General features: G+C 61.2%; 21 protein-coding genes, 1 pseudogene and 1 riboswitch. Of the genes and pseudogenes, 12 read left to right on the top strand and 10 right to left on the bottom strand.

The features are described from left to right. Positions 1-52: 52 nt before the first annotated feature. A complete protein-coding gene (dauA, locus tag LOY35_RS23325) occupies positions 53-1,777 on the bottom strand; it encodes a C4-dicarboxylic acid transporter DauA (protein WP_258627687.1) in 1,725 nt (574 codons plus the stop codon). A gap of 185 nt (positions 1,778-1,962) precedes the next feature. Here dauA and LOY35_RS23320 point away from each other — a divergent pair, with 185 nt between their 5' ends. Together LOY35_RS23320 and LOY35_RS23315 are read left to right on the top strand one after the other, a co-directional pair. After that, positions 1,963-2,448 (top strand): hypothetical protein, encoded by a 486-nt coding sequence (locus tag LOY35_RS23320; protein WP_258627685.1) that lies wholly within the window; start codon positions 1,963-1,965, stop codon positions 2,446-2,448. Positions 2,449-2,509: 61 nt separating this feature from the next. Beyond that, a complete protein-coding gene (locus LOY35_RS23315) occupies positions 2,510-2,797 on the top strand; it encodes a PA4642 family protein (protein ID WP_258627683.1) in 288 nt (95 codons plus the stop codon). A gap of 133 nt (positions 2,798-2,930) precedes the next feature. On the opposite strand, the gene mqo is transcribed toward LOY35_RS23315, so the two are convergent. Then, the gene (gene mqo / locus LOY35_RS23310) at positions 2,931-4,436 is read right to left on the bottom strand and encodes a malate dehydrogenase (quinone) (RefSeq protein WP_258627678.1); all 1,506 of its coding nucleotides are present in this window, start codon (positions 4,434-4,436) and stop codon (positions 2,931-2,933) included. 735 nt (positions 4,437-5,171) lie between these two features. After that, the gene (locus tag LOY35_RS23305) at positions 5,172-5,405 is read right to left on the bottom strand and encodes a hypothetical protein (RefSeq protein WP_258627676.1); all 234 of its coding nucleotides are present in this window, start codon (positions 5,403-5,405) and stop codon (positions 5,172-5,174) included. Between the two features lie 202 nt (positions 5,406-5,607). On the opposite strand from LOY35_RS23305, the gene LOY35_RS23300 reads away from it, so the two are divergent. Next, a complete protein-coding gene (locus LOY35_RS23300) occupies positions 5,608-6,192 on the top strand; it encodes a YajG family lipoprotein (protein ID WP_047701387.1) in 585 nt (194 codons plus the stop codon). A 132-nt stretch (positions 6,193-6,324) separates the two neighbouring features. On the opposite strand, the gene LOY35_RS23295 is transcribed toward LOY35_RS23300, so the two are convergent. After that, the gene (locus LOY35_RS23295; protein WP_041020607.1) at positions 6,325-6,531 is read right to left on the bottom strand and encodes a hypothetical protein; all 207 of its coding nucleotides are present in this window, start codon (positions 6,529-6,531) and stop codon (positions 6,325-6,327) included. Positions 6,532-6,810: 279 nt separating this feature from the next. On the opposite strand from LOY35_RS23295, the gene LOY35_RS23290 reads away from it, so the two are divergent. Then, positions 6,811-7,095, top strand: coding sequence for a hypothetical protein (locus LOY35_RS23290; RefSeq protein ID WP_258627673.1), 285 nt, complete (start codon positions 6,811-6,813; stop codon positions 7,093-7,095). Positions 7,096-7,271: 176 nt separating this feature from the next. On the opposite strand, the gene LOY35_RS23285 is transcribed toward LOY35_RS23290, so the two are convergent. After that, on the bottom strand, positions 7,272-8,438 hold the full coding sequence (locus LOY35_RS23285) for a 1-acyl-sn-glycerol-3-phosphate acyltransferase (RefSeq protein ID WP_258627671.1): 1,167 nt from the start codon (positions 8,436-8,438) through the stop codon (positions 7,272-7,274). Between the two features lie 142 nt (positions 8,439-8,580). Here LOY35_RS23285 and LOY35_RS23280 point away from each other — a divergent pair, with 142 nt between their 5' ends. The 3 genes from LOY35_RS23280 to LOY35_RS23270 are packed head-to-tail and all read left to right on the top strand — an operon-like array spanning position 8,581 to position 9,695. After that, positions 8,581-8,763 (top strand): CPXCG motif-containing cysteine-rich protein, encoded by a 183-nt coding sequence (locus LOY35_RS23280; protein ID WP_258627669.1) that lies wholly within the window; start codon positions 8,581-8,583, stop codon positions 8,761-8,763. Between the two features lie 12 nt (positions 8,764-8,775). After that, positions 8,776-9,036 carry a DUF2007 domain-containing protein gene (locus LOY35_RS23275; RefSeq protein WP_258627667.1) on the top strand — a complete coding sequence of 87 codons (261 nt, stop codon included), beginning with the start codon at positions 8,776-8,778 and terminating at the stop codon, positions 9,034-9,036. Between the two features lie 35 nt (positions 9,037-9,071). Continuing rightward, entirely contained in the window at positions 9,072-9,695 is a 624-nt protein-coding gene (locus LOY35_RS23270; RefSeq protein WP_258627666.1) for an SOS response-associated peptidase, read from the top strand. A 105-nt stretch (positions 9,696-9,800) separates the two neighbouring features. On the opposite strand, the gene LOY35_RS28690 is transcribed toward LOY35_RS23270, so the two are convergent. After that, positions 9,801-10,544 (bottom strand): methyl-accepting chemotaxis protein, encoded by a 744-nt coding sequence (locus LOY35_RS28690; protein WP_408981265.1) that lies wholly within the window; start codon positions 10,542-10,544, stop codon positions 9,801-9,803. A gap of 114 nt (positions 10,545-10,658) precedes the next feature. Continuing rightward, positions 10,659-10,853, bottom strand: a pseudogene (locus LOY35_RS28685) (HAMP domain-containing protein); the annotation flags it as partial. Positions 10,854-12,156: 1,303 nt separating this feature from the next. On the opposite strand from LOY35_RS28685, the gene LOY35_RS23260 reads away from it, so the two are divergent. Continuing rightward, positions 12,157-12,972: a M48 family metallopeptidase gene (locus LOY35_RS23260; protein ID WP_258627663.1), complete on the top strand. Its 816-nt coding sequence runs from the start codon at positions 12,157-12,159 to the stop codon at positions 12,970-12,972. Positions 12,973-13,125: 153 nt separating this feature from the next. Here LOY35_RS23260 and LOY35_RS23255 read toward each other — a convergent pair whose 3' ends face one another. The 3 genes from LOY35_RS23255 to LOY35_RS23245 form a co-directional block, all read right to left on the bottom strand. Then, positions 13,126-13,710 carry a TMEM165/GDT1 family protein gene (locus tag LOY35_RS23255; RefSeq protein WP_047701379.1) on the bottom strand — a complete coding sequence of 195 codons (585 nt, stop codon included), beginning with the start codon at positions 13,708-13,710 and terminating at the stop codon, positions 13,126-13,128. A gap of 90 nt (positions 13,711-13,800) precedes the next feature. Then, positions 13,801-13,919: riboswitch (yybP-ykoY riboswitch) on the bottom strand. A 51-nt stretch (positions 13,920-13,970) separates the two neighbouring features. Continuing rightward, the gene (locus LOY35_RS23250; RefSeq protein ID WP_258627661.1) at positions 13,971-14,969 is read right to left on the bottom strand and encodes a class I SAM-dependent methyltransferase; all 999 of its coding nucleotides are present in this window, start codon (positions 14,967-14,969) and stop codon (positions 13,971-13,973) included. Between the two features lie 33 nt (positions 14,970-15,002). Further along, positions 15,003-15,968, bottom strand: coding sequence for a 2-hydroxyacid dehydrogenase (locus tag LOY35_RS23245; protein ID WP_258627659.1), 966 nt, complete (start codon positions 15,966-15,968; stop codon positions 15,003-15,005). A gap of 137 nt (positions 15,969-16,105) precedes the next feature. On the opposite strand from LOY35_RS23245, the gene LOY35_RS23240 reads away from it, so the two are divergent. The 4 genes from LOY35_RS23240 (at position 16,106) to LOY35_RS23225 (ending at position 22,250) form a co-directional block, all read left to right on the top strand. After that, on the top strand, positions 16,106-16,735 hold the full coding sequence (locus tag LOY35_RS23240; RefSeq protein WP_258627658.1) for a LysE family translocator: 630 nt from the start codon (positions 16,106-16,108) through the stop codon (positions 16,733-16,735). Between the two features lie 249 nt (positions 16,736-16,984). Continuing rightward, positions 16,985-18,667: a fatty acid--CoA ligase gene (locus LOY35_RS23235; protein WP_258627652.1), complete on the top strand. Its 1,683-nt coding sequence runs from the start codon at positions 16,985-16,987 to the stop codon at positions 18,665-18,667. Between the two features lie 334 nt (positions 18,668-19,001). After that, on the top strand, positions 19,002-20,861 hold the full coding sequence (locus LOY35_RS23230) for a DUF1302 domain-containing protein (protein ID WP_258627650.1): 1,860 nt from the start codon (positions 19,002-19,004) through the stop codon (positions 20,859-20,861). Between the two features lie 24 nt (positions 20,862-20,885). Continuing rightward, complete coding sequence (locus LOY35_RS23225) at positions 20,886-22,250, top strand: DUF1329 domain-containing protein (protein ID WP_258627649.1); 1,365 nt, start codon at positions 20,886-20,888, stop codon at positions 22,248-22,250. The last annotated feature ends 51 nt before the right edge of the window (positions 22,251-22,301 follow it).

Genomic DNA, 22,301 nt, shown 5'->3' with positions numbered 1-22,301 from the left:
GCCTTCGTCGCGGGGCAAGCCTTGCTCCCACAACAGATCCCCTTGCCACAATTCAGGCAGGGCCGGCCTTAAGCCAATGCTCGCTCTTGATCCGCGCCTGCTCCAGGGTCTGCACATACGCCAGTTGACGCTGCTCGCGATGGATGCCGGCGCGGCGCAGCTTCAGGCGCACCCGCGGCGCGGTCGCTACCAGGATCAGGCCGATACCGTGCTTGCGGTAGTCCTTCAGGATATTTTCAAACGCCGCCAGTGCGGTCATGTCGAGTATCGGCACGGCGCTCATTTCCACCACCACGACGCGGACTCCCGGATCGAACCGGCGCAGCACCCCCAGGGCTTTTTCTGCCGCACCGAAGAACAGCGGGCCGCGAATCCCGTAGCACCGTACATGCTCGGGCATATCCAGCAATGCCTGGTGAAAGTGCCGCGGCAGTTCGGCGCTGTCGGTCAGCTCGCTCATGCGTTTGATGAACAAGCCGGCCGCCAGCAACAGGCCGACGGAGACCGCCAGGACCATGTCGAACAGCACTGTCAGGCCCAGGCAGGTCAGCAGCACCAGCACATCGCTGCGCGGGGCGATGCGCAGGGTGTGCAGCACGTGCCCGGCTTCGCTCATGTTCCAGGCGACCATCACCAGCAGCGCCGCCAGCGCGGCCATGGGCAGGTAGCTGAACAGCGGCGCCAACAGCACGATCGCCGCCAGCACCACCAGGCTGTGGATAATCGATGCCAAGGGCGAAGACGCGCCGCTGCGCACGTTGGTGGCGCTGCGGGCAATCGCGGCGGTGGCGGTGATGCCGCCGAACAGCGGCGCCACCAGGTTGCCCAGGCCCTGGCCCATCAGCTCTGCGTTGGGATCGTGCTTGCTGCCGGTCATGCCGTCCGCCACCACGGCGCATAACAGCGACTCGATGGCGCCGAGCATGGCGATGGCGAAGGCGGGGCCCAGTAGTTGTCGGATCAAATCGTAGGACAGCGCCAATGGCCGCCCCTGGCTGTCAGGAAGATTCCAGGGCCAGTCGAAGCTCGGCAGGAACGGTGGAATTCCCGGGTGGCTGATGCCATCGACCACATAACTGAAGCGTTCTCCCAGCGTTGCCACTGGCCACCCGCCGCGTTCCAGCACCCACCCCAGCAGTGCCCCGAGCAGCAGGGCGACCAGGTGGCCTGGCACCCGCGGTACCCAGCGCGGCCAGATAATCAGGACCGCCAGGCACGCGACTCCGATGAGGCTATCACCGAGGTGGGCCCCCGGCAGTGCCACGATCAGCTCGCCCAGTTGTTCGATGTAGTGTCGGGCCTGGCCGGCAGTCGTCAGGCCCAATAGATCCTTCAGTTGCAGGGTGGCGATGACCACGCCGATGCCGGCGGTGAAACCGAGGATGACCGGATAGGGGATGTACTGGATCAACCGCCCGGCGCGCATCAATCCCAAAACGATCAGAATCAAACCGGCGAGCATCGTGCACAGCAGCAGGCCACCTAGCCCGTACTGCTGGGTGATGGGCAGCAGGATCACCACGAATGCCGCGGTCGGCCCGCTCACGTTGAAACGCGAGCCGCCGGTCAAGGCAATCAGCGGTGCGGCCACCAGTACCGTGTACAGGCCGTGCTGCGGCGGTACCCCCACCGCGATTGCCAAGGCCATCGCCAGGGGGATGGCGATGATCCCGACCGTCAGCCCGGCCACCAGATCGCCCCGCAGGCGTTCAAGGGTATAACCGGCCCGCCAGCTTTGGCGCCAGGCGGCGAATAGAGGTGGGGCGGAGAAGGACATGGGTACTCCCTCAAAATGAACGGGCAAAAAAATCGAGTTCCCCTCGCCACAGGGAGTCTTGTGTAGTGTCAGGCTGATGGCTCTAGAGTATGCCGTGGTCGTTGCGCGGATGTATTGACCCGGATCGCTTATTTTTACCGACCATGCTCATGCTAGAGTGCCGGGCCAAGATCCCGGAGCCTGTCATGACTGTATCGATCCGCCGCCGTGCCGCCTTGCTTCTGATTTCCAGCCTGCCGCTGGTGGCCGTGGCCGCGCCGATGCACAGTCAGTTCCTGCCGCCCGACGACCTTACGGTACGCCAGGAACAACCCGAACAGCAGCAACTGCTGCAAGTCACCGAGTACTCGGTGGTACTGGGCAATCAGCGTCAGTCCAACCAGCAGCCGATACCGGTGACTTCGCCGCTGCTGGTACGCCTCAAAGGCAAGCCGCTGAACAAGGGCGCCACTATCAATCAGGTGATCCTCAATTTCGATGGCGAAAGCAAGAGCCTGAAAAAGCCGGTTTTCGACGAGACGAGCAAGACCCTGACCCTGTCTTATCCACAGGCGCATTATCAGGCGGTCATCGATCTGCTGCGCAACGACACGGTGTATGTACAGTTTCTCAGCTATGCCAACGGCCATGTCTGGGCCGATCTGCACACCGGAGCGGTACGCCCGCGTTGAGCCGCGGGGCCTGCCGGGGGTAAACTGCCCGCCCCGTGAACTGTGCGAGTTGGAGCCGGCAATGCGTAAAGACAAAAAACAAGTGATTGGTGACGAGATTGGCGATGAACAGATCAAGCTGTTCCTCAATTTCGAACCGGCCGATGCCACTCCGCCGTCGTTGCACAAACTGATCAAGGGCTACCGTGGCCTGCGGGTCGATGATTTCGCGCGTTTCCTGACCTTCTTCGTCGAAGCCGGCTATGACCTCAATGGCAAGGATGAGCACGGTAACGATTTCGTTGCGTTGATCCGGGATCAGCGCAATGCCGAGGAATACATCGAGTTGTTCAACAAGGCGCGCGGCTGAACGTGCAAGAGTGGATTTAAACGCCTTTCGGGGCGCTTGACCGCCTTCTGGCGAAACACGCGTCAAGTTCAGCGTGAAGCCCCATAAAAAAGCCTCCATCAGTTGGAGGCTTTTTATTTATAGCGAGACAGTATCAGGCGTAACTTTGAGCCTTGCTGTCTTCAACCAGTTCCAGCGCGATGTTGTTCTGCGCATTGATCTTGCGATACAGCGCCGCATCGGTTTCCAACACTTTTTCCCGGGCCGGGAAGATTTCCGCGAGCTTGGCTGCCCACTCTCCGTTGGCCTTGTCCGGGAAGCAGCGTTCGATCAGGTCCAGCATGATCGACACCGTCACCGAAGCGCCTGGCGATGCGCCCAGCAGGGCGGCGAGGGTACCGTCCTTGGCTGCCACCAGCTCGGTACCGAACTGCAGGACGCCACCTTTCTTCGGGTCTTTCTTGATGATCTGCACCCGTTGGCCAGCCACTTCCAGGCGCCAGTCCTCGGCTTTCGCCTCGGGGTAGAAGCGACGCAGGGATTCCAGGCGCTGCTCCATGGATTGCATCACTTCGCTGATCAGGTACTTGGTCAGGTCCATGTTGTCCCGGGCTACCGCCAGCATCGGGCCGATGTTGCCGGCGCGTACCGACAGCGGCAGGTCCATGATCGAGCCGTGCTTGAGGAACTTGGTGGTGAAACCGGCATAGGGTCCGAACAGCAGGGATTTCTTGCCATCGACCACGCGGGTATCCAGGTGCGGTACCGACATCGGCGGCGAACCCACCGCGGCCTGGCTGTAGACCTTGGCCTGGTGGTGCTTGACCACTTCCGGGTTGTCGCAACGCAGCCATTGGCCGCTGACCGGGAAGCCGCCGAAGCCCTTGCTTTCCTCGATGCCCGAGGCTTGCAGCAGCGGCAACGCGGCGCCACCGGCACCCAGGAACACGAATTTGGCATCGACGTCGCGGCTGCTGCCGGAGTTGACGTCCTTGATGCTCACCGTCCAGCCGCTGCCGTTGCGCTTGAGGCCGGTGACGCGCTTGCAGTACTTGACCTGGGCGTCGGGCGCGCTGGTCAAGTGCTTGAGCAGTTGGTTGGTCAGGGCGCCGAAGTTGACGTCGGTGCCATTCATGACCCGGGTGGCGGCAAGGACTTCATCGGCCGGCCGGCCCGGCATCATCAGCGGCATCCACTCGGCCATCTTGCCTTTGTCTTCGGTGTATTCCATGTCGGCGAAGGCGTGATGCTGGCTGAGCAATTCGAAGCGCTTCTTCAGGAACGACACGCCCTTTTCGCCCTGCACGAAGCTCAGGTGCGGCACCGGGGCGATAAAGGACTTGGAGGAGCCAAACGTGCCTTTCCTGGTCAGGTACGTCCAGAACTGCTTCGACACCTCGAACTGGGTGTTGATGTGCACGGCTTTCTTGATGTCGACACTGCCATCGGCTGCCTGCGGCGTGTAGTTCAGCTCACACAGCCCGGCGTGGCCGGTACCGGCGTTGTTCCAGGGGTTGGAACTCTCCGCGGCACCGGAATCCATCAGCTCGACGACTTCCAGCGAAATCGCCGGGTCGAGCTCCTTGAGCAGCACGGCCAGGGTGGCACTCATGATGCCGGCCCCTACCAGAACTACATCGACTGCTTCGTTATGCGCCATTTAACGCGTCTCCAAAATCTGCAGCACCAAATTGTCGGCATAGCGGCCAGGAGTGGCGGGGCAGGTCGGTTGCGCCCCAGGTACCCATGGCCAGGATCGCCATGTCCGAATCTTCGCAATTTTTTGCAACTGCTACGGATGGATGCAGCCTGGCCTCAAGAGTCACATGAACTCATTTAAGCGCCGGGCAGGCAATTCGACTTATGGCCGAGACATCCGTTCGTGCAACCAAATCCGTAGCGGACAGGCTTCAGGCGCCGGTTCTTGAGCGATATCCGGTCCTGTGTCGTTGGGCTGTTTCAGACGCCAATGGTGCTTGTTCAGACGCAAAACTCTTCATTTGCTCGCCACACTCTTGTGAAGTTGTGAAAACCCGTTTTTTCACGCTCTTTTGAAGACGTGAACCTCAAAAAAGGGCTGTCCCAGCCAGGCACCGTGTCCGGATTGTTCGCCCCATGCAGTACATGACAGGCAAAACGGGCAGACAGCTCAGTGACCGAGCGTAATGACAGCTCTGCAGATTCGCGAAAAGTGGTGATTGGCCCGGAAACAGCAGGCGTGCCAGCTTCACTCGATCTGTGTGGGCGGCTCTCTGTGGGCAATGTGGGGTGCCAATACAAGCGCATCGGCGGTGTTGCGAGGCCCGATCAGGAGACGTCCTTATAATCGGGGGGAGATTGTAACGAAGAAACGCAGGAAAATGGTCGTGTTTAATGACTTTTATTAGCCATTCGGTCAGATGGCCAACAACTGGCTACTGCGCGCGCGGCTGTGAAGCGGTTGTACGCGGGCGCTGGCGGGCAAAGGTCGGTGCAGCCAACTGAGACGGACTTCTTCAATTTCCACCCAGCCTTCGCCCATGGGCTGCAAGCTGCATTGTTTGAACGCCTGGCAGTGGCCGTTGCGATCGAGCAGAGCGAAGCAGCGGTGCTGTGGGCGTGGCGTGAACAGGGAGATGAGAAGGCGCATGGTCGGATTTCCGTGTCGGGGGGACTTGCATACAGCCTGACAGCGAGCCATGACATGCCGGTGTCAGGACCGTGACAGTGGAGTGACAGGAACCGGCGCTGGCGCTACATGTCAGAAATTTCAGTATTCATTCGGCTGGTTCGCCGCGATGGCGCACCGCTATACTGCGGGTCTGTCAGTGCCCGATTCTGGAGAGATGAGCATGTTGCAACGCCTGTTGTTCGGTTTGATCGCTGTGACCAGTCTGACCCTTGTCGGCTGCGCCCACAGCCCGCAACAACTTAACCCGGAACCCAAGCTCAACGCCCAGCTGGCGCCTGTGGGTCATGGCCAGCCGGTGGTGGTGCGGGTAGTGGATGGCCGTCCATCGCCGACGCTCGGCACCCGTGGCGGGCTCTACCCGGAAACCAGCGTCATCACGGTCCAGGGCGCGCAGATCCTGCCCAAGCTGCAGGCCCAGGCTGAAGCCGCAGTGCGTTTGCTGGGCTTCACCCCTACCGCGAATGCGATGAATGCTCCACAACTGACCGTTACCCTGGCCGAACTCAAGTATCAATCGCCCAAGGAAGGCATGTACGTGACCGAAGCCACCATCGGCGCGACCTTCCGTTCCGACGTGCAAAACGCCAACCGTCGTTACAGCGGTCGTTATGGGGCTTCCCTGGACCAGCGTTTCGGCATGGCGCCCAACCAGGACACCAACACCAAACTGGTCAGCGATGTATTGAGCGACGCCCTGACCCGTCTGTTCAAGGATCCGACCATTGGTCAGGTGCTGGCTGAGTAAACTCTGCGCTTGATCCCCCACCTGTGGGAGCGAGCCCTGCTCGCGATAGCGGCGTCACATTTGAAGTCAATGTGACTGATAAACCGCTATCGCGAGCAGGCTCGCTCCCACAGGTTTTTTTTGCGCGATTTCCTAGGCGGCCTGTGAATACAGTTCCAGCACACTGATGCCCGTCAGCAGGTCTGTCTCCGGCAGGTCGGCATGTTGATGGCCACCGAGGGCGCAATACACCAGCCAATGGGGGTCCTGTACGTTGAAGGATAGGCTGCCGACGAGGTTCTGCTGTTCGTCGCTTGGCGTGATGAGGTAGAGGCGATCCTGGTTTTCGGCGTGAAGCATGACGGGGTCCGTGCGGGTTTGGAGGGCGACAGGGTGGCCTATCCAGATGACGAAACCGTGACGGGGAACGTTAATCCGTAGCTCGGCCTCGCAGCAACGAAGCTCTGTGGGAGCAAGGCTTGCCCGCGATGAAGGCGCCTCGGTCCTCGGTAAACCGCGACAGCTTCATCGCGGGCAAGCCTTGCTCCCACAGGTCGGAAAAAACAGGGCAGGGCGGTGGGCTTTCGGTAGAATCCGCGCCTGTTCGAAGGTCCCGCCTGTTTTCCCTTGAGGTTTGTGATGTCGCTGCATCTGCTTTCGTTGTTCGCTGCCCACCCCGCCAAACTGATCAACCTGTTTGCCCTGCTGTTTGCCTGCCCTGGCGGCTGGGTGCTGCATGCGACGCGCCGCCGTGAACAGCGGGCGCGGGCGAGCCTGCAAGCAGGCAATCGCAATAGCGAAGAACGGTTCGAAGCGTTGCTGGACCTGGCGACCCAGCGCATGAACCGGTTCTTCTACCGGTTCGGTTTTGGCTGCCTGGCGTTGGCGTTGCTGGTGTCGTGGATCAGTACGCAGATCGGTTGAGATGACCTGACCTGTAGCAAAGTTGCTCTTGTGGCGAGGGGATTTATCCCCGCTGGGCTGCAAAGCAGCCCTAAAACCAGCCAACCCGATGGGTCAGACAGATTGAGCCGATAGCGATAGGGCCGCTTTGCAGCCCAGCAGGGATAAATCCCCTCGCCACAGGGCCCTGCGTCGTCTTACAACGCCAACCCCGCTTTGACCCGATACTGATTACGCACCGGCGTCGCATATTGCAGTACCAGGAACGGCCGGTGTTCCGCCGGGCACGCATCCAGCCGGCGCTGCCATTCTTCCTGGGCCTTGGCCAGTTCATCGGCGCCGAATACCTCGGCCGCCTGCGGAACCTGCAACTGCGGATCGGCGTCGGCCCATTGGGCGTAAGCCAGGTAATGCACCGGAAACAGGCGGTAACCGCCGAGAATCTGCCGGTCCATCTCCTGGGCCAATTGCTTGGTGTCCTCGAACAACTCGGTGATCGGTGCGGCAAAGTTCACGTGTACCCGGCCCTTGTAGCCGGTGATGCCCTTGGCAATGCTCACGTCATCTTCGCCCGGTGCCTTGGCGTAGGTGCCGGTGGTGGCGCGGATGTACAGCTCGCGGGCCTTGGCCTGGTCGCACGGGTCGTATTCGTAGCTGATCGACACGGGCGTGAGGTTCAGCGACTGGATGACCTCGCCAAATGGCTCGTCCTTGCGGCTCATATGGAACATCTTGAGGATGGCCGATTCGGTACGATCGTCGCCGTCCTTGGCCCGTCCTTCGGCCTGGGCGATCCAGATCGAGGCGCAGTCGTTGCGGATCGAGTGGTTGATATACGCTGATAGCAACTGGTAGGCCGCCATCTTCTCCCGTCGTCCGCTGATGGAGCGATGCACGATGAAGCTCTTGTTCAGGCGCATCAGGTCGCTGACGAAAGGCTTTTGCAGCAGATTGTCACCAATGGCGATGCGTGGGGTCGGCAGGCCGGCGTGATACACCGCATAGTTGACGAAGGCCGGGTCCATCACGATGTCGCGGTGGTTGGCGATGAACAGGTATGCACTGCCGGACTTGAACTGCTCCACCCCGGTATAGGTCACGCCATCGGTGGCGCGCTCGATGGTGTGATCGACGTAGAACTCCACTTTGTCCTGCAAAGTGGCGACCGATGTCACTCCGGCGAACTCACGGCGCAATCTTTGCGCTATAAGAGGTTTGAGCATCCAGCCGAAGGCGCCGGCCAGGCGCGGGAAGCGGAAGTGGGTGAGGATATCTAGAAACGCCTTGTCGCCGAGCAGCCGGGCCAGCACCGCTGGGACTTCGCTGTCGTCGTAAGGTCGGATGGCATCGAATTCGCCCATCATGCTCTCTTGTTGGAAACGGCTAGGGTAAGTTAAAGGTTCGATCGAAAAAAAACGACAGGGCACGGCCTGGAAGATAAGCCAGACGAAAATAGCCCTGCAAATAGACCGGCGATTATACGCACAAGTCACCTGGGAGACCGCGATGCTGGAAACCGCTCTTTATGATTGTCCGTATTGTGGTGAAGAGGTCGAGACGACCGTGGATCTGTCGGGTGGGGATCAGGACTATATCGAAGACTGTCAGGTCTGTTGTCGGCCGATCACCTTTATCCTGCAGGTGCATGGCGAGGAGTGGCATCTCGAGGTCCATGCCGAAAACGACTGACAGGGGCGCGCCATGCAACGCATCTACGAGTTGGAAAGCCTTATGGAAGGCGAGCTGCTGCAAGGCATGCTCGCCAGCGAAGGTATCACCGCGCATCTGGTGGGCCGTGACTTGGTGGGCGGCGCTGGCGAGTTGCCGATGCAGGGCCTCCTGGGGCTGGTAGTGGAGGACGAGCAGGCGCAATACGCTCGGGAACTGATCGTCGCGTACAATGCCGCGATGCCAGTGCCGGGCGATGAGCCGGAGAGCTATCCCGGCACGCTGGTCTGTTAGGCTGGCAACCGTTTGATCAAGAGTCGTGTTACCCCATGTGTGGACGTTATGCCCTGTTTCGCTGGAATCCCGCTTTTGCGGCCTTGCCCGGCTTTCCTGCCGACCAGAAGGCCCAATGGAATATTTCGCCCAATGATTCGGTGCTGATGTTGCGGGCCGGTGCCGAGGGCCAGCGGGAACTGGCCCGGGCACGTTGGGGACTGACGCCGCCCTGGCTGACCGATCTGTCCCGCACCCCGGCCCACGCCCGGGCCGAAACCGTGGCCGAGCAGCCGATGTTCCGTGAAGCCCTGCGCCTGCGGCGCTGCCTGCTGCCGGCCAACGGCTTTTACGAATGGCGCGGCGGCACGCGCAAGCGGCCCTACTGGCTGACGCCGGGAGAGGGTTCGTCGTTGTGTTTTGCCGCGATCTGGGAAGCGTATCCCGTGCAGGAACAGGTGTGGCTGAGCACGGCGGTCATCACCCAGCCGGCGGCGGGGCAGCGCAGGCCGTTGATCCTGGACGAAGAGGGCCAGCGCCTGTGGCTCGATCCCGAAACGCCGCTGCATGCCTTGCAAGGGTTGCTGGCGAGCGAACCGGCGCAACTGCGTGAGCGGGTGCTGGCCAACATGGTCAACGACCCGAAGCTCAACGGACCGGAATGCCTGACTCCGGCTTGAGTTCCGTTGTGCTTGTACTGCCGCTATCGCGAGCAGGCTCGCTCCCACAGGGTCATTTCCGCAACCTCCTGTGGGAGCGAGCCTGCTCGCGATAGCGGTTCTGGTTCAGACCCTGAACTGATTGATCAACCGCCGCTGCTGCTCCGCCAGTTTGGTCAAGTCGGCACTGGCCGCGCTGGACTCATCCGCGCCGCCCGCCACTTCGTTCGCCACTTGCCCGATATTGATGACGTTGCGGTTGATGTCATCGGCCACGGCGCTCTGTTCCTCGGCGGCGCTGGCGATCTGGGTGTTCATGTCGTTGATCACCGACACCGCCTGGGTGATGGTTTCCAGCGCCTGAGCCGCTTTTGCCGCATGCTGCACGCTTTCATCGGTGCGGTGCTGGCTGTCTTCCATCACCCGTACCACGTCCCGGGTACCCTGCTGCAATTGCTGGATCATCGACTGGATTTCTTCCGTGGCCTGCTGCGTCTTCTGCGCCAGGTTGCGCACTTCATCCGCCACCACGGCGAATCCGCGACCCTGTTCACCGGCCCGGGCAGCTTCGATGGCCGCGTTGAGGGCCAGCAGGTTGGTCTGTTCGGCGATGCCACGGATGGCGGTGAGAATCGCGTTGATGTTCTCGCTGTCCTTGGCCAGGGTTTGCACCACGCCCACCGCCTTGCCGATTTCCACGGCCAGGGCGCCGATGGACGTGGACGTATCCCGTACGATCTGCATGCCCTGGCTGGCGGCCTGGTCGGCGTGACTGGCGGCCTGGGCGGCCTGGGTCGCGTTGCGGGCCACGTCCTGGGCCGTGGCGGTCATCTCGTGCACGGCGGTGGCGACCTGGTCGATCTCCGACATTTGCTTATGCACGCCCTGGTTGGTGCGGATTGCGATGTCGGCGGTGTGCTCCGACGAATCGCTGACGCTCTGCACCGAGGTCACCACTTGGGTGATCATCCCCTGCAGCTTGCTCAGGAAAGTGTTGAAGCCCCTGGCAATCGCGCCCAATTCGTCGGCGCGGTCACTCACCAGGCGCCGGGTCAGGTCGCCTTCACCCTGGGCGATGTCATCGAGCATCGCCACCATTTGCTTGAGCGGCCGGGCAATGCCATGGCCCACCAGCCAGATCACAAGCAGACCGATACCGGCAATCGCCAGGCCCACCATTGCCATGCCGAAAATGTCGGACTGGCGCCGATCGTTCAGGTCTTTCTGCAGCGCTTGCAGGTCGGCCATCACCGCGTTCAGCGGCAATTGCAGCATCAGCGTCCAGCGGGCGTTGGTCTCGCCAATGCCGAAGGGCATATACACTTCGATGTGCCCGTGCTCCTCGTCGATGTCGTACCGCACTTCGCCGGTACCGAGCTTGCCGAGGTTGTCCAGTTCACTGGCATCGAGCAGGTCGCTGGCCTTTTCCCCGAGTTTGCCCGGGTCCTTCGTAAATGCCACGAACCGGTTGTTGCTGGAGAGCAGCGCCAACTCGCCGGCGCCGTTGTACAGCTTGGCATCGGCGGCCACGAGCATGTCCTGGATGAAGTTCACCGACAGGTCCGCCCCGACGATGCCCTGGAACTTGCCATCGATGAGGATCGGCTCGATGAACGAGGCGAGCATGGTCATGGTGTCGCCGACGCGGTAGGGCGCCGGGTCGATCACGCAGGCTTTCCTGCTGTCCTGGGAGCACAGGTAGTACTCACTGGCGCGGACGCCGGTGGACAGCAACTTCTGATCGGTCACGTCGGCAAGTTTTTCCAGGCCCAGGGTGCCGTCCTGATTGCGGAACCACCACGGCAGGAAACGCCCGTTGGTTTCCATGCCCACCACGGGGCTGTTCACGTAGTTGGCGTCATCGTGGTCGATGGCGTTCGGTTCCCAGGCGATGTAAGCGCCAAGGACCTTGGGATTACGCACTACGGTTTCGCGCAACAGACTGATCATCTGCTCGCGGGCAATCTTCAACGGTGGGTTGCCGTCCGTGCCCTTCATGCCCATCAGCGCGTTAGTGGTGGCAAGCCCTTTGGCGAGCTGCAGCGGGGCTTCCAGTTCCCGTTGGATCAGGCTGGCCTGGGTACGGGCCAGGGCGCTGAGGCGTTGTTCGATGAGCTGCTCGAACTGCGCCTTGGTTCGTTGCTGCACCATGTCCTGGGTGCGGGCCCCGGCGAACAACGCATATAGCACCAGGGCACCGACCACGCTGAGCACAATGGCGCCGGCCAGGGCGGCCACGGAAAACTGGATCGACTTGAATTTCATAAAAGCTCCGGACGCGAAAATGACGTCTGGAATTTGTATCGGCGTTCATGGGGGGCAGCATGAGGTGCTGTTCGTCGGCTGACTGTTCTTGAATGGTGAGTGTCGCTACTGGAGTGGGAGTGGGATCTGTCTGAAATAGCTGTAATACGTCGTTGTGTATCTGGCGCCGATACCAATCACCGCATAGGATACGACCACGTTTCCAGGGAGCTTTTATATGCACAAGACGTTGATGGTGAGTGTACTCGGCACGAGCCTGTTGCTTGCCGGTTGCCAATCGGTGAATACCACCAGTGGCGGCGCCGTGGGTGTGGAACGCAAGCAGTACATGTTCAGCATGTTGTCGACCGATGAGGTCAACCAGATGTACGCCCAGTCCTATCAGAAGACCGTAGGCGAGGCGAGCACCCAGGGTGTGCTGGACAAGAGCAGCAGCGAAGCCAGGCGCGTCCAGGCGATTGCCGACCGACTGATTGCCCAGGCTCCGGTGTTCCGTCCGGACTCGGCGCAGTGGAAGTGGGAAGTGAACCTGATCAAGAGTGACGAGCTCAATGCCAACTGCGGCCCAGGTGGCAAGATCATTTTCTACACCGGGTTGATCGACTCGCTGAAGCTGACCGACGATGAAATCGCCGCGGTCATGGGCCATGAAATCGCCCACGCCCTGCGCGAGCACGGCCGTGAAGCGATGTCCAAGGCCTACGGCATCGAGATGGCCAAGCAGGGCGCGGGTGCCTTGTTCGGCCTGGGCCAGGACAGCCTGGCCCTGGCCGACACTGTGGCCAACTACGGCATGACCTTGCCCAACAGCCGTGCCAACGAGAACGAAGCCGACCTGATCGGCCTCGAACTGGCTGCCCGCGCCGGCTATAACCCGAACGCCGCCATCACCTTGTGGAACAAAATGAGCAAGGCCTCGGAAGGCGCACCGCCAGAGTTCATGAGCACTCACCCTGCGTCGAGCAGCCGGATCGCTTCGTTGCAGGCTGCGATTCCGAAGGTGATGCCGCTTTACCAGCAAGCCAAGAAATAACCGATCTTATGCGGTGAGGTGACTGGCCTCATCGCGAGCAGGCTCGCTCCCACATTGGGCGCGGTGCTCACAAAAAATGTGGGCACTGCATATCCCCTGTGGGAGCGAGCCTGCTCGCGATGAACGATGACACGGTATTACTTGCCTACCTGATCAAACCCATCCACTGCTCTGCATTGCCTTGTACACCGCCACAATCGCCAGGATGAAGAATGCCGAGGCGGCCAGGCGGCGGATCAGGGTGAGAGGCAGTTTGTCGGCGGCGAAATTGCCGGCCAGTACCACCGGCACGTTGGCAATCAGCATGCCCACGGTGGTGCCGATGATCACCAGCCACAATTCCGGGTACTGCGCGGCGAGCATCACGGTGGCGATCTGGGTCTTGTCGCCGATTTCCGCCAGGAAGAATGCAATCAGCGTGGTCAGGAAGGGGCCGAACTTGCGCGCGGTGCTGGCTTCTTCGTCGTCCAGTTTGTCGGGAACCAGGGTCCACAGCGCCGTGGCGGCGAAGCTCGCTGCCAGGATCCAGTGCAACACCGCATCCGAGAAAATACTGCCCACCCAGGCCCCCACGGCTCCGGCTGCCGCATGGTTGGCCAGGGTCGCGGCGACAATGCCGGCGATGATCGGCCAGGGTTTGCGAAAGCGAGCCGCAAGGACGAGCGCGAGCAATTGGGTCTTGTCGCCGATTTCGGCCAGCGCAACGATGGTAGTAGGTACGAGGAAAGAGTCCAGCATCAGGTGATTCCTAGAGGGGCGGGTCGACACGGCTATGACACGTACAACCTCCCCGCCCCGGGTAAGGTGTGCGTGTCATAGGTCTTGTCAAACCCTGCGACCGGTTCCGGACGCTTGGGCCGCATACGCCATGGTCTGCTGACCAAGTATGTTGACGTATGCCGGGCGAGCAGGGTGCTCGCGGGAGACTACTCCCCTAGGACGGAGCGGATTCTGCCTAGGCAAATCCGATTGGGCAAGTGCTGTGTCTTAAAAAGGTTTCAACCGCGCTTGGCCCGGTAGATGCGAAAACCCTGGCCCTCGGCCTTGATGGTGCATATGCCCAGATGCTCTTCGATCAGCGGTTGGTACTTGAGGAAACTGTTCGCAACCAAGCGCAATTCCCCACCGTTCTTCAGATGTTTGGCCGCTTTTCGCAGCAGGTTTTCCGTCGCGTAGTAATCGGTGTGGACGCCGACGTGGAACGGCGGATTGCTCAGGATCGCATTCAGGCCCATCGGCGCGGCATCGATGCCATCACCGGTCAGCACGTCGGCCTCGAGGCCGTTGGCAGCCAGGGTCAGACGACTGCTGGCCGCAGCGAAAGCGTCCACATCCAGCAAGGTGACGGTGTTGTGGGGATAGCGACGCTTGACGGCCGCCCCGAGTACACCGGCACCGCAGCCGAAGTCCAGCAGGTGGCCGCTGGGCAATTTGTCCAGGTGTTCGAGCAGCAGTGCGCTGCCGCGATCCAGGCGACCGTGGCTGAACACCCCCGGCAGGCTGATGACCTTCAGGGGACCTTCCTCCAGGGGCAGCTCGTAGGTCTGGGCCAGGCTTTCCAGGGGCTTGGCCTCTGGAACGTTGGCGACGGTGACCTGCCACAGTTGACAATGCCGTGCGCTGTCGAGCTTGCGCGGTTTACCGAACGGGTTGAGCTGCTTGGAAGCACCTTCGATGCCGCTGCGCTTTTCCCCCACCAGGAACACTTCACGACCACCCAGGCGCGAGGCCACGGCATTGAGGATGTAGTCCGTCAGGTCTTTGGCCTTGGGCAGGAACACCACCGCGCTGTCGAACCCTCGGGAGGGGACGTCTACGCCAAAGTGGCTGCGCTCGGGGAAGCGGGCGTCCAGTGCGGCCTGATCGCCGGCATGCCAGCACCAGCCATGGGCGTCGGGCAAGCGGCCGAGCAGGTCGTCGGCGGGCAGGCCAGCCAGCAGGACCGAGCCCTGGAATAGTTCAGGCTGACGAAGCAGTACTTCACTGCGCGGATCCATGGTCTGCTCCTTGAAAAAAAGTGCGGCAGTTTATCAATTGACGACTCGTCGCGCTGTACCGCTGAAAAAGCCTTGGGCGTTTTCCGTCAATTGGCCAACGATCCGTTGTCGCGCCTCGCGGCTGCCCCAGGCGTTGTGCGGCGTGATGATCAGGCGGGGAATATCACCGGCCAGCAGCGGATTGCCCTGGGTTGGCGGCTCCACGCTCAGCACATCGGTCGCCGCGCCACCCAGGTGACCGTTGCGCAGGGCGTCAGCCAGAGCCTGTTCATCGATCAGGCCGCCACGGGCGGTGTTGACCACGAAAGCGCCGGGCTTGAGCAGCGCCAGTTCCCGCACGCCGATGAAGTGGCGGGTGTGCTCATTGAGGGGGCAGTGCAGGGTCAGTGCATCGACTTGCGACAACAGCTGATCCAGCGGCAAGCGGTCAGGGCGAGCAGGGCGTCCGGGGATCTGCCCCAGCAGCACGCGCATGCCGAAGGCCTCCGCCAGCCGCCCGACGGCACTGCCCAGTTCGCCGTGACCCAGCAGGCCCAGGGTCTTGCCTTGCAGTTCGACGATAGGAAAGTCCAGCAGGCAGAACTGTGAAGCCTGTTGCCAACGCCCGTCGCTCACCGCCTTCTGATAATCGGCCAGCCGCGTCGCGAGGTTCAGCAATAGCATGATCGTGTGCTGGGCGACCGATGGCGTACCGTAGCCCTGGCAGTTGCACACCGTAATGCCGTGATGGCGAGCGGCCGTGAGGTCGACGTTGTTGGTGCCGGTGGCGCTGATCAGGATCAACTTCAATTCGGGGCTGGCGGCCATGGCGGCGGCATCGATCACGACTTTATTGGTAATCGCCACGCTGGCGCCCTTGAGTCGTTCGATTACCTGGTCCGGTGTGGTGCGGGCAAACAGTTGCAACTCACTGAAGCAGTGGCGCAGCGGCTCCAGGTCCAGGTCGCCAAGATCCAGGGAAGGGTGGTCGAGGAAAACTGCGCGGCCGGTATTTGTCATCAGCTGTACCTTTTCTGTCTGGAACCGAAGGCGTAAGGTGGCGAGCCTATCAGATGAACTGCGGCCCTGTGGCGAGGGGATTTATCCCCTCGCCACAGAAGTCGATGTCCGTTCGAAATTGAGTCAAGGAGCCCGCCATGTACCTCACCGAATTCCTCACGGTCGCCCTGATCCACCTCCTGGCGGTTGCCAGTCCCGGGCCGGATTTTGCCGTGGTGGTGCGCGAAAGCGTGACCCATGGCCGCCGCGCCGGGACCTGGACGGCGCTGGGCGTCGGCACGGCGATTTTCCTGCATGTAGGGTATTCGTTATTGGGCATCGGCCTGATCGTGTCGCAGTCCATCGTGTTGTTCAACGCGCTGAAATGGGCCGCCGCCGCGTACCTGCTGTACATCGGCTTCAAGGCGCTGCGGGCGCAACCGGCCAGGCCGAGCGAGGAGAGTCTGCACAAGGAGGCTGGTGAACGGACCGCCCGCGGCGCATTCACTTCGGGTTTCGTCACCAATGGCCTGAATCCCAAGGCGACCTTGTTCTTCCTGTCGCTGTTCACCGTCGTGATCAACCCTCATACGCCGCTGGCGATCCAGGCCGGTTACGGTGTGTACCTGGCGGTCGCAACGGCCGCCTGGTTCTGTCTGGTGGCCATGCTGTTCAGCCAGCAGCGGGTGCGCGCCGGTTTCGCCCGCATGGGCCACTGGTTCGATCGGACCATGGGGGCGGTACTGGTTGCTATCGGTGTGAAGCTGGCATTTACCGAGGCGCATTGACTGGATCGACCCCTCTTTAGTGCCACCACTGCAGAAAGTTGCGATCTTCTTGACTTCTGCAGCTTGGCTTCTGGCAGCGGCAGTCCCGGCGGGATTGTAGATTCAAAGTATCCGGGATGGGTGGATGGATGGCTCTGGGCCAGTATTTTGCTGGCTGATCAAATCATTCCTTTGGCTGATTTGAACCGTGTATAAGCCCTCTAGAGTGCTTACTTCCAGTTACGACCATGCAGTCAGAAAAGGATTCTTATGTTGCAGACTCGCGTTATTCCTCCCGCCGAAGGCGCTTATCAATATCCACTGCTGATCAAGCGGCTGCTGATGTCCGGTGTGCGTTACGAGAAAACCCGCGAGATCGTCTACCGTGACCAGTTGCGCTACAGCTATCCGACGCTGATCGAGCGGGTGGCGCGGTTGGCCAACGTGCTGACCGAGGCCGGGGTCAAGGCGGGCGACACCGTGGCGGTGATGGACTGGGACAGCCATCGTTACCTGGAATGTATGTTCGCGATCCCGATGATCGGCGCAGTGATCCACACCATCAATGTGCGGTTGTCGCCGGAACAGATCGTCTACACCATGAACCACGCCGAGGACCGCTTCGTGCTGGTCAACAGCGAGTTCGTCGGGTTGTACCAGGCCATTGCCGGGCATCTGACCACGGTGGACAAGACCCTGCTGCTCACTGACCTGCCGGAAAAAACCGCCGATCTGCCCAACCTGGTGGGCGAATACGAGCAGTTGCTGGCGGCCGCCAGCCCCGTCTACGACTTCCAGGATTTCGACGAGAACTCCGTCGCCACGACCTTCTACACCACCGGCACTACGGGTAATCCCAAGGGTGTCTACTTCACCCACCGGCAACTGGTGCTGCACTCTCTGGGCGAGGCGACCATCATGGGTGCCATCGACAGCGTGCGATTGCTGGGCACCAACGACGTGTACATGCCGATCACGCCGATGTTCCATGTCCATGCCTGGGGCCTGCCGTACGTCGCTACCATGCTCGGCCTCAAGCAGGTCTATCCGGGCCGCTACGACCCCGAGCTCCTGGTCCAGTTGTGGCGCAAGGAGAAGGTCACCTTTTCCCATTGCGTGCCGACCATCCTGCAGATGGTGCTCAACGCCAAGGGCGCCCAAGGTACCGATTTCGGCGGCTGGAAAATCGTCATCGGCGGTAGCGCCCTGAATCGCAGCCTGTACGAAGCCGCCAAGGCCAGGGGGATCCAGCTTACCGCCGCCTATGGCATGTCGGAAACCGGCCCGCTGGTGTCCTGCGCCCACATCAACGAGGAATTGATGGCCGGCAGCGAAGACGAACGCATCAGCTACCGGATCAAGGCCGGTGTGCCGGGCCCCCTGGTGGAAGCGGCGATCGTCGACGCCGAAGGCCGGTTCCTGCCTGCCGATGGCGAGACCCAGGGCGAACTGGTGCTGCGCGCGCCCTGGCTCACCGAAGGCTATTTCAACGAACCGCAGAAGGGCGCCGAGCTCTGGGCTGGCGGCTGGTTGCACACCGGCGATGTCGCCACGCTGGACAGCATGGGCTTCATCGATATCCGCGACCGCATCAAGGACGTGATCAAGACGGGGGGCGAATGGATCTCGTCCCTGGACCTGGAAGACCTCATCAGCCGTCACGTGGCGGTACGCGAAGTAGCAGTGGTGGGTGTTCCCGATCCGCAGTGGGGTGAGCGCCCGTTTGCCTTGCTGGTGATTCACGACGGGCAACAGATTGGGGCTCGCGAGCTCAAGGAACACCTCAAGCCTTTTGTCGAACAGGGGCACCTGAGCAAGTGGGCAATCCCGAGCCAGATCGCCCTTGTTACGGAAATTCCCAAGACCAGCGTCGGCAAGCTCGACAAGAAACGCATCCGCGTCGACATCGCCGAATGGCAGAGCAACAACAGCGCCTTCCTGTCCACGCTTTGAGGTGAGCCTGCCGTGCCCGAAAGGGCGCGGCAGCCCCACCGAGCAAGCGCTTGCCTTGTCAAACCGCAAATTTCAGCCATCCTTGCCGTGCCGACAGGTGTCGGCCTGGCAAAGGACTGTTCCAGAGTGGTCGGGGGCTGCAAATCACACTTTAGAGGGATCAAGCCGTACTACCTGCTGGCTATAGTCCGCTCAAGGATTTTCAAGAATAGGGCACCTGCACGAACGGGCGATGCGACTTTGAATGAGTGCCGCAACCCTGCCGCTGGCCGTCGAAGACGTTCCTTGAAAATACCCCCCTGCCATAACAATAAAGAACATGGAGTAGCGTCGAATGACCTCTGCAAACACGTTCTGGCGCCGGGCAAAATTGCCTCTGGCGGTCAGTCTCGCCTCTTCGCTCGCCGGGCCTGCATTCGGCGTCAGTTTCAACATCGGTGAAATCGAGGGCCAGTTCGATTCGTCCCTGTCGGTGGGGGCGAGCTGGTCAACGGCCAATGCCAACAAGGACCTGATCGGCGTCAACAACGGTGGCAGGGGCCTGTCCCAGACCTCCGATGACGGTCACTTGAACTTCAAGCGCGGGGAAACCTTCTCGAAGATCTTCAAGGGCATTCATGACCTGGAGTTGAAGTACGGCGATACCGGTGTGTTTGTGCGGGGCAAGTATTGGTACGACTTCGAACTCAAGGACGAGAATCGTCTGTACAAGGACATCAGCGACAACAACCGCAAGGAAGGCGCCAAGTCCTCCGGCGGGCAGATTCTCGATGCGTTCGTCTACCACAACTACGCCATTGCCGATCAGCCGGGCTCGGTGCGCCTGGGCAAGCAGGTGGTCAGTTGGGGTGAAAGTACCTTCATCCAGGGTGGCATCAACTCCATCAACCCGGTCGACGTGTCCGCGTTCCGCCGTCCCGGCGCCGAGATCAAGGAAGGCCTGATCCCGGTCAACATGTTCTACGTGTCCCAGAGCTTGACCGATAACCTGTCGGCCGAGGCGTTCTATCAGTTGGAATGGGACCAGACGGTTGTCGATAACTGCGGGACGTTCTTTTCCCAGCCGGATGTGATTGCCGATGGTTGTACGGATAATCTGCGGGTGCTGAACAAGCGTTCCATGATTCCTGGTGCTGCCTTGCCGGCACTGGGTGCATTCGGCGTGGATGTCAACGAAGAGGGCGTCCTGGTCCGCCGTGGTCCTGATCGTGACGCTCGTGACAGCGGCCAATGGGGCGCGTCCATGAAGTATATGTTCGAACCACTGGACACCGAGTTTGGTGCCTACTTCATGAACTACCACAGCCGGGCACCGATCTTCAGTGCTACGGGGGCGCCTTCACAGTTCTATACGACTCCGCTGGGACCATTGGCAGCGCTACGTCCCCTGATCGTTGCAGGGAACTCCAATTACTTCGTTGAATACCCGGAAGATATCCGTCTGTACGGCCTGAGTTTCTCTACAACCCTGCCTACCGGCACGGCGTGGAGCGGTGAACTAAGCTATCGCCCGAATGCCCCGGTACAATTGAGCACCACTGACATTCTTTTCGCTGGTGTTCGACCAATAGGAGGGCCATTGGCTAACGCCTCGGTGCTCACAGGCGTGCCAGGCCAGGATCTGCATGGCTATCGTCGCAAAGAGATCACTCAATTCCAGACTACTTTTACCCACTTTCTTGATCAGGTCATGGGCGCCAGTCGTTTGACCCTGGTGGGTGAAATTGGCGTGACGCATGTGGGTGGCCTGGAAAGCAAATCTGAAGCCCGATACGGTCGTGATCCCGTGTTCGGTCCGGGTCAGCTGCCAAACGGCACCTGCGAAGCGCTCAACGCCTCGACTGCCGCAGGCGGCGGACAGACTGCCGGCAACGTGAACAGCAACTGCAACAACGACGGCTTCACCACCGCCACCTCCTGGGGCTACCGCGCCCGCGCCATCTGGGAATACCCGGACGTCTTCGCCGGCGTGAACCTCAAGCCCAACGTGGCCTGGTCCCATGACGTCAAAGGCTACTCGCCAGGCCCTGGCGGCAACTTCGAGGAAGGCCGCAAGGCCGTCAGCCTCGGCCTGGATGCCGAATACCAGAACACCTACAACGCGAGCCTGGCTTACACCAACTTCTTTGGTGGCGATTTCAGCACCGTGGACGATCGCGACTTCCTGGCGCTCAGCGTCGGCGTGACCTTCTAAGCACCGTATTCAGGACGACATACTATGAAAATAACAAAGAGTCTGTTGCAGGCCGGCGCACTGGGATTGTCCCTGCTGGCCGCCAGCGTCATGGCCGCGGTGCCTGCGGCCGAGGCCGATAAACTGGGCAAGGGCCTGACGCCGATGGGCGCCGAAATGGCCGGTAATGCCGACGGTTCGATTTCCGCATGGAAACCCATGGCGAAGAACGCCGGTAGCGTGGACAGCAAGGGATTCCTCGCCGACCCGTATGCCAGCGAGAAACCGCTGTTCACCATCACCGCGCAGAATGTCGAGCAGTACAAGGACAAGCTCGCGCCGGGCCAGTATGCGATGTTCAAGCGCTACCCGGAAACCTTCAAGATGCCGGTCTACCCGACCCATCGTGGCGCCACCGTGCCGGATGAGGTGTTCGCCTCCATCAAGAAGAACGCGGTGAACACCAAGCTGGTCTCCGGCGGCAACGGCCTGGAAAACTTCGAGACGGCCGTGCCGTTCCCGATTCCCCAGAGCGGCGTCGAGGTGATCTGGAACCACATCACCCGCTACCGTGGCGGCAGCGTGACGCGCCTGGTGACCCAGGCCACGCCGCAACCCAACGGCTCCTATAGCCTGGTGTACTTCCGCGATCAGTTCGTGTTCCGCGACAAGATGAAGGATTTCGATCCGGCCAACCCCGGCAACATCCTGTTCTACTTCAAGCAGCAAGTGACTGCGCCGGCACGCCTGGCCGGTGGCGTGCTGCTGGTGCACGAAACACTCGACCAGGTGAAGGAACCGCGTTCGGCCTGGGTCTACAACGCCGGCCAGCGTCGGGTGCGTCGTGCGCCGCAGGTCTCCTATGACGGTCCGGGTACCGCCGCCGACGGCCTGCGTACCTCCGACAACCTGGACATGTACAACGGTGCGCCGGATCGCTACGACTGGAAGCTGGAAGGCAAGAAAGAGCTGTACATCGCCGCCAACAGCTACAAGATCGACTCGCCGCAACTCAAGTACGCCGACATCCTCAAGGCCGGCCACATCAACCAGGACCTGGCGCGCTACGAGTTGCGTCGGGTCTGGCATGTCACCGCAACCCTGAAGGAAGGCCAGCGCCACATCTACGCCAAGCGCGATTTCTTCATCGATGAAGACACCTGGCAGGCGGCGGTGATCGACCATTACGACGGTCGTGGCCAGCTGTGGCGCGTTGCCGAGGCCCATGCCGAGAACTACTACGACAAGCAAGTGCCGTGGTACGCCCTGGAAACCCTCTACGACCTGCAATCCGGTCGCTACCTGGCCCTGGGTATGAAGAACGAAGAGAAATCGGCCTACGATTTCGGCTTCACCGCCACCACGGCAGACTTCACGCCGAACGCGCTGCGCCAGGACGGTATCCGCTAAAACCGCTTTACCCCGAGGCCGCATCCTCGAATAAACGCCCCGACTGGTTCG

The organism is Pseudomonas sp. B21-028 (assembly GCF_024749045.1).
GTDB lineage: Bacteria > Pseudomonadota > Gammaproteobacteria > Pseudomonadales > Pseudomonadaceae > Aquipseudomonas.
This window is presented reverse-complemented; position numbering and strand designations above follow the sequence as displayed.

What these genes read in the sequence shown, in the direction of transcription:
- dauA (WP_258627687.1), bottom strand. Translation starts at nt 1,777, where the DNA reads ATGTCCTTCTCCGCCCCACCTCTATTCGCCGCCTGGCGCCAAAGCTGG.
- LOY35_RS23320 (WP_258627685.1), top strand. Translation starts at nt 1,963, where the DNA reads ATGACTGTATCGATCCGCCGCCGTGCCGCCTTGCTTCTGATTTCCAGC.
- LOY35_RS23315 (WP_258627683.1), top strand. Translation starts at nt 2,510, where the DNA reads ATGCGTAAAGACAAAAAACAAGTGATTGGTGACGAGATTGGCGATGAA.
- mqo (WP_258627678.1), bottom strand. Translation starts at nt 4,436, where the DNA reads ATGGCGCATAACGAAGCAGTCGATGTAGTTCTGGTAGGGGCCGGCATC.
- LOY35_RS23305 (WP_258627676.1), bottom strand. Translation starts at nt 5,405, where the DNA reads ATGCGCCTTCTCATCTCCCTGTTCACGCCACGCCCACAGCACCGCTGC.
- LOY35_RS23300 (WP_047701387.1), top strand. Translation starts at nt 5,608, where the DNA reads ATGTTGCAACGCCTGTTGTTCGGTTTGATCGCTGTGACCAGTCTGACC.
- LOY35_RS23295 (WP_041020607.1), bottom strand. Translation starts at nt 6,531, where the DNA reads ATGCTTCACGCCGAAAACCAGGATCGCCTCTACCTCATCACGCCAAGC.
- LOY35_RS23290 (WP_258627673.1), top strand. Translation starts at nt 6,811, where the DNA reads ATGTCGCTGCATCTGCTTTCGTTGTTCGCTGCCCACCCCGCCAAACTG.
- LOY35_RS23285 (WP_258627671.1), bottom strand. Translation starts at nt 8,438, where the DNA reads ATGATGGGCGAATTCGATGCCATCCGACCTTACGACGACAGCGAAGTC.
- LOY35_RS23280 (WP_258627669.1), top strand. Translation starts at nt 8,581, where the DNA reads ATGCTGGAAACCGCTCTTTATGATTGTCCGTATTGTGGTGAAGAGGTC.
- LOY35_RS23275 (WP_258627667.1), top strand. Translation starts at nt 8,776, where the DNA reads ATGCAACGCATCTACGAGTTGGAAAGCCTTATGGAAGGCGAGCTGCTG.
- LOY35_RS23270 (WP_258627666.1), top strand. Translation starts at nt 9,072, where the DNA reads ATGTGTGGACGTTATGCCCTGTTTCGCTGGAATCCCGCTTTTGCGGCC.
- LOY35_RS28690 (WP_408981265.1), bottom strand. Translation starts at nt 10,544, where the DNA reads ATGTCGGAGATCGACCAGGTCGCCACCGCCGTGCACGAGATGACCGCC.
- LOY35_RS23260 (WP_258627663.1), top strand. Translation starts at nt 12,157, where the DNA reads ATGCACAAGACGTTGATGGTGAGTGTACTCGGCACGAGCCTGTTGCTT.
- LOY35_RS23255 (WP_047701379.1), bottom strand. Translation starts at nt 13,710, where the DNA reads ATGCTGGACTCTTTCCTCGTACCTACTACCATCGTTGCGCTGGCCGAA.
- LOY35_RS23250 (WP_258627661.1), bottom strand. Translation starts at nt 14,969, where the DNA reads ATGGATCCGCGCAGTGAAGTACTGCTTCGTCAGCCTGAACTATTCCAG.
- LOY35_RS23245 (WP_258627659.1), bottom strand. Translation starts at nt 15,968, where the DNA reads ATGACAAATACCGGCCGCGCAGTTTTCCTCGACCACCCTTCCCTGGAT.
- LOY35_RS23240 (WP_258627658.1), top strand. Translation starts at nt 16,106, where the DNA reads ATGTACCTCACCGAATTCCTCACGGTCGCCCTGATCCACCTCCTGGCG.
- LOY35_RS23235 (WP_258627652.1), top strand. Translation starts at nt 16,985, where the DNA reads ATGTTGCAGACTCGCGTTATTCCTCCCGCCGAAGGCGCTTATCAATAT.
- LOY35_RS23230 (WP_258627650.1), top strand. Translation starts at nt 19,002, where the DNA reads ATGACCTCTGCAAACACGTTCTGGCGCCGGGCAAAATTGCCTCTGGCG.
- LOY35_RS23225 (WP_258627649.1), top strand. Translation starts at nt 20,886, where the DNA reads ATGAAAATAACAAAGAGTCTGTTGCAGGCCGGCGCACTGGGATTGTCC.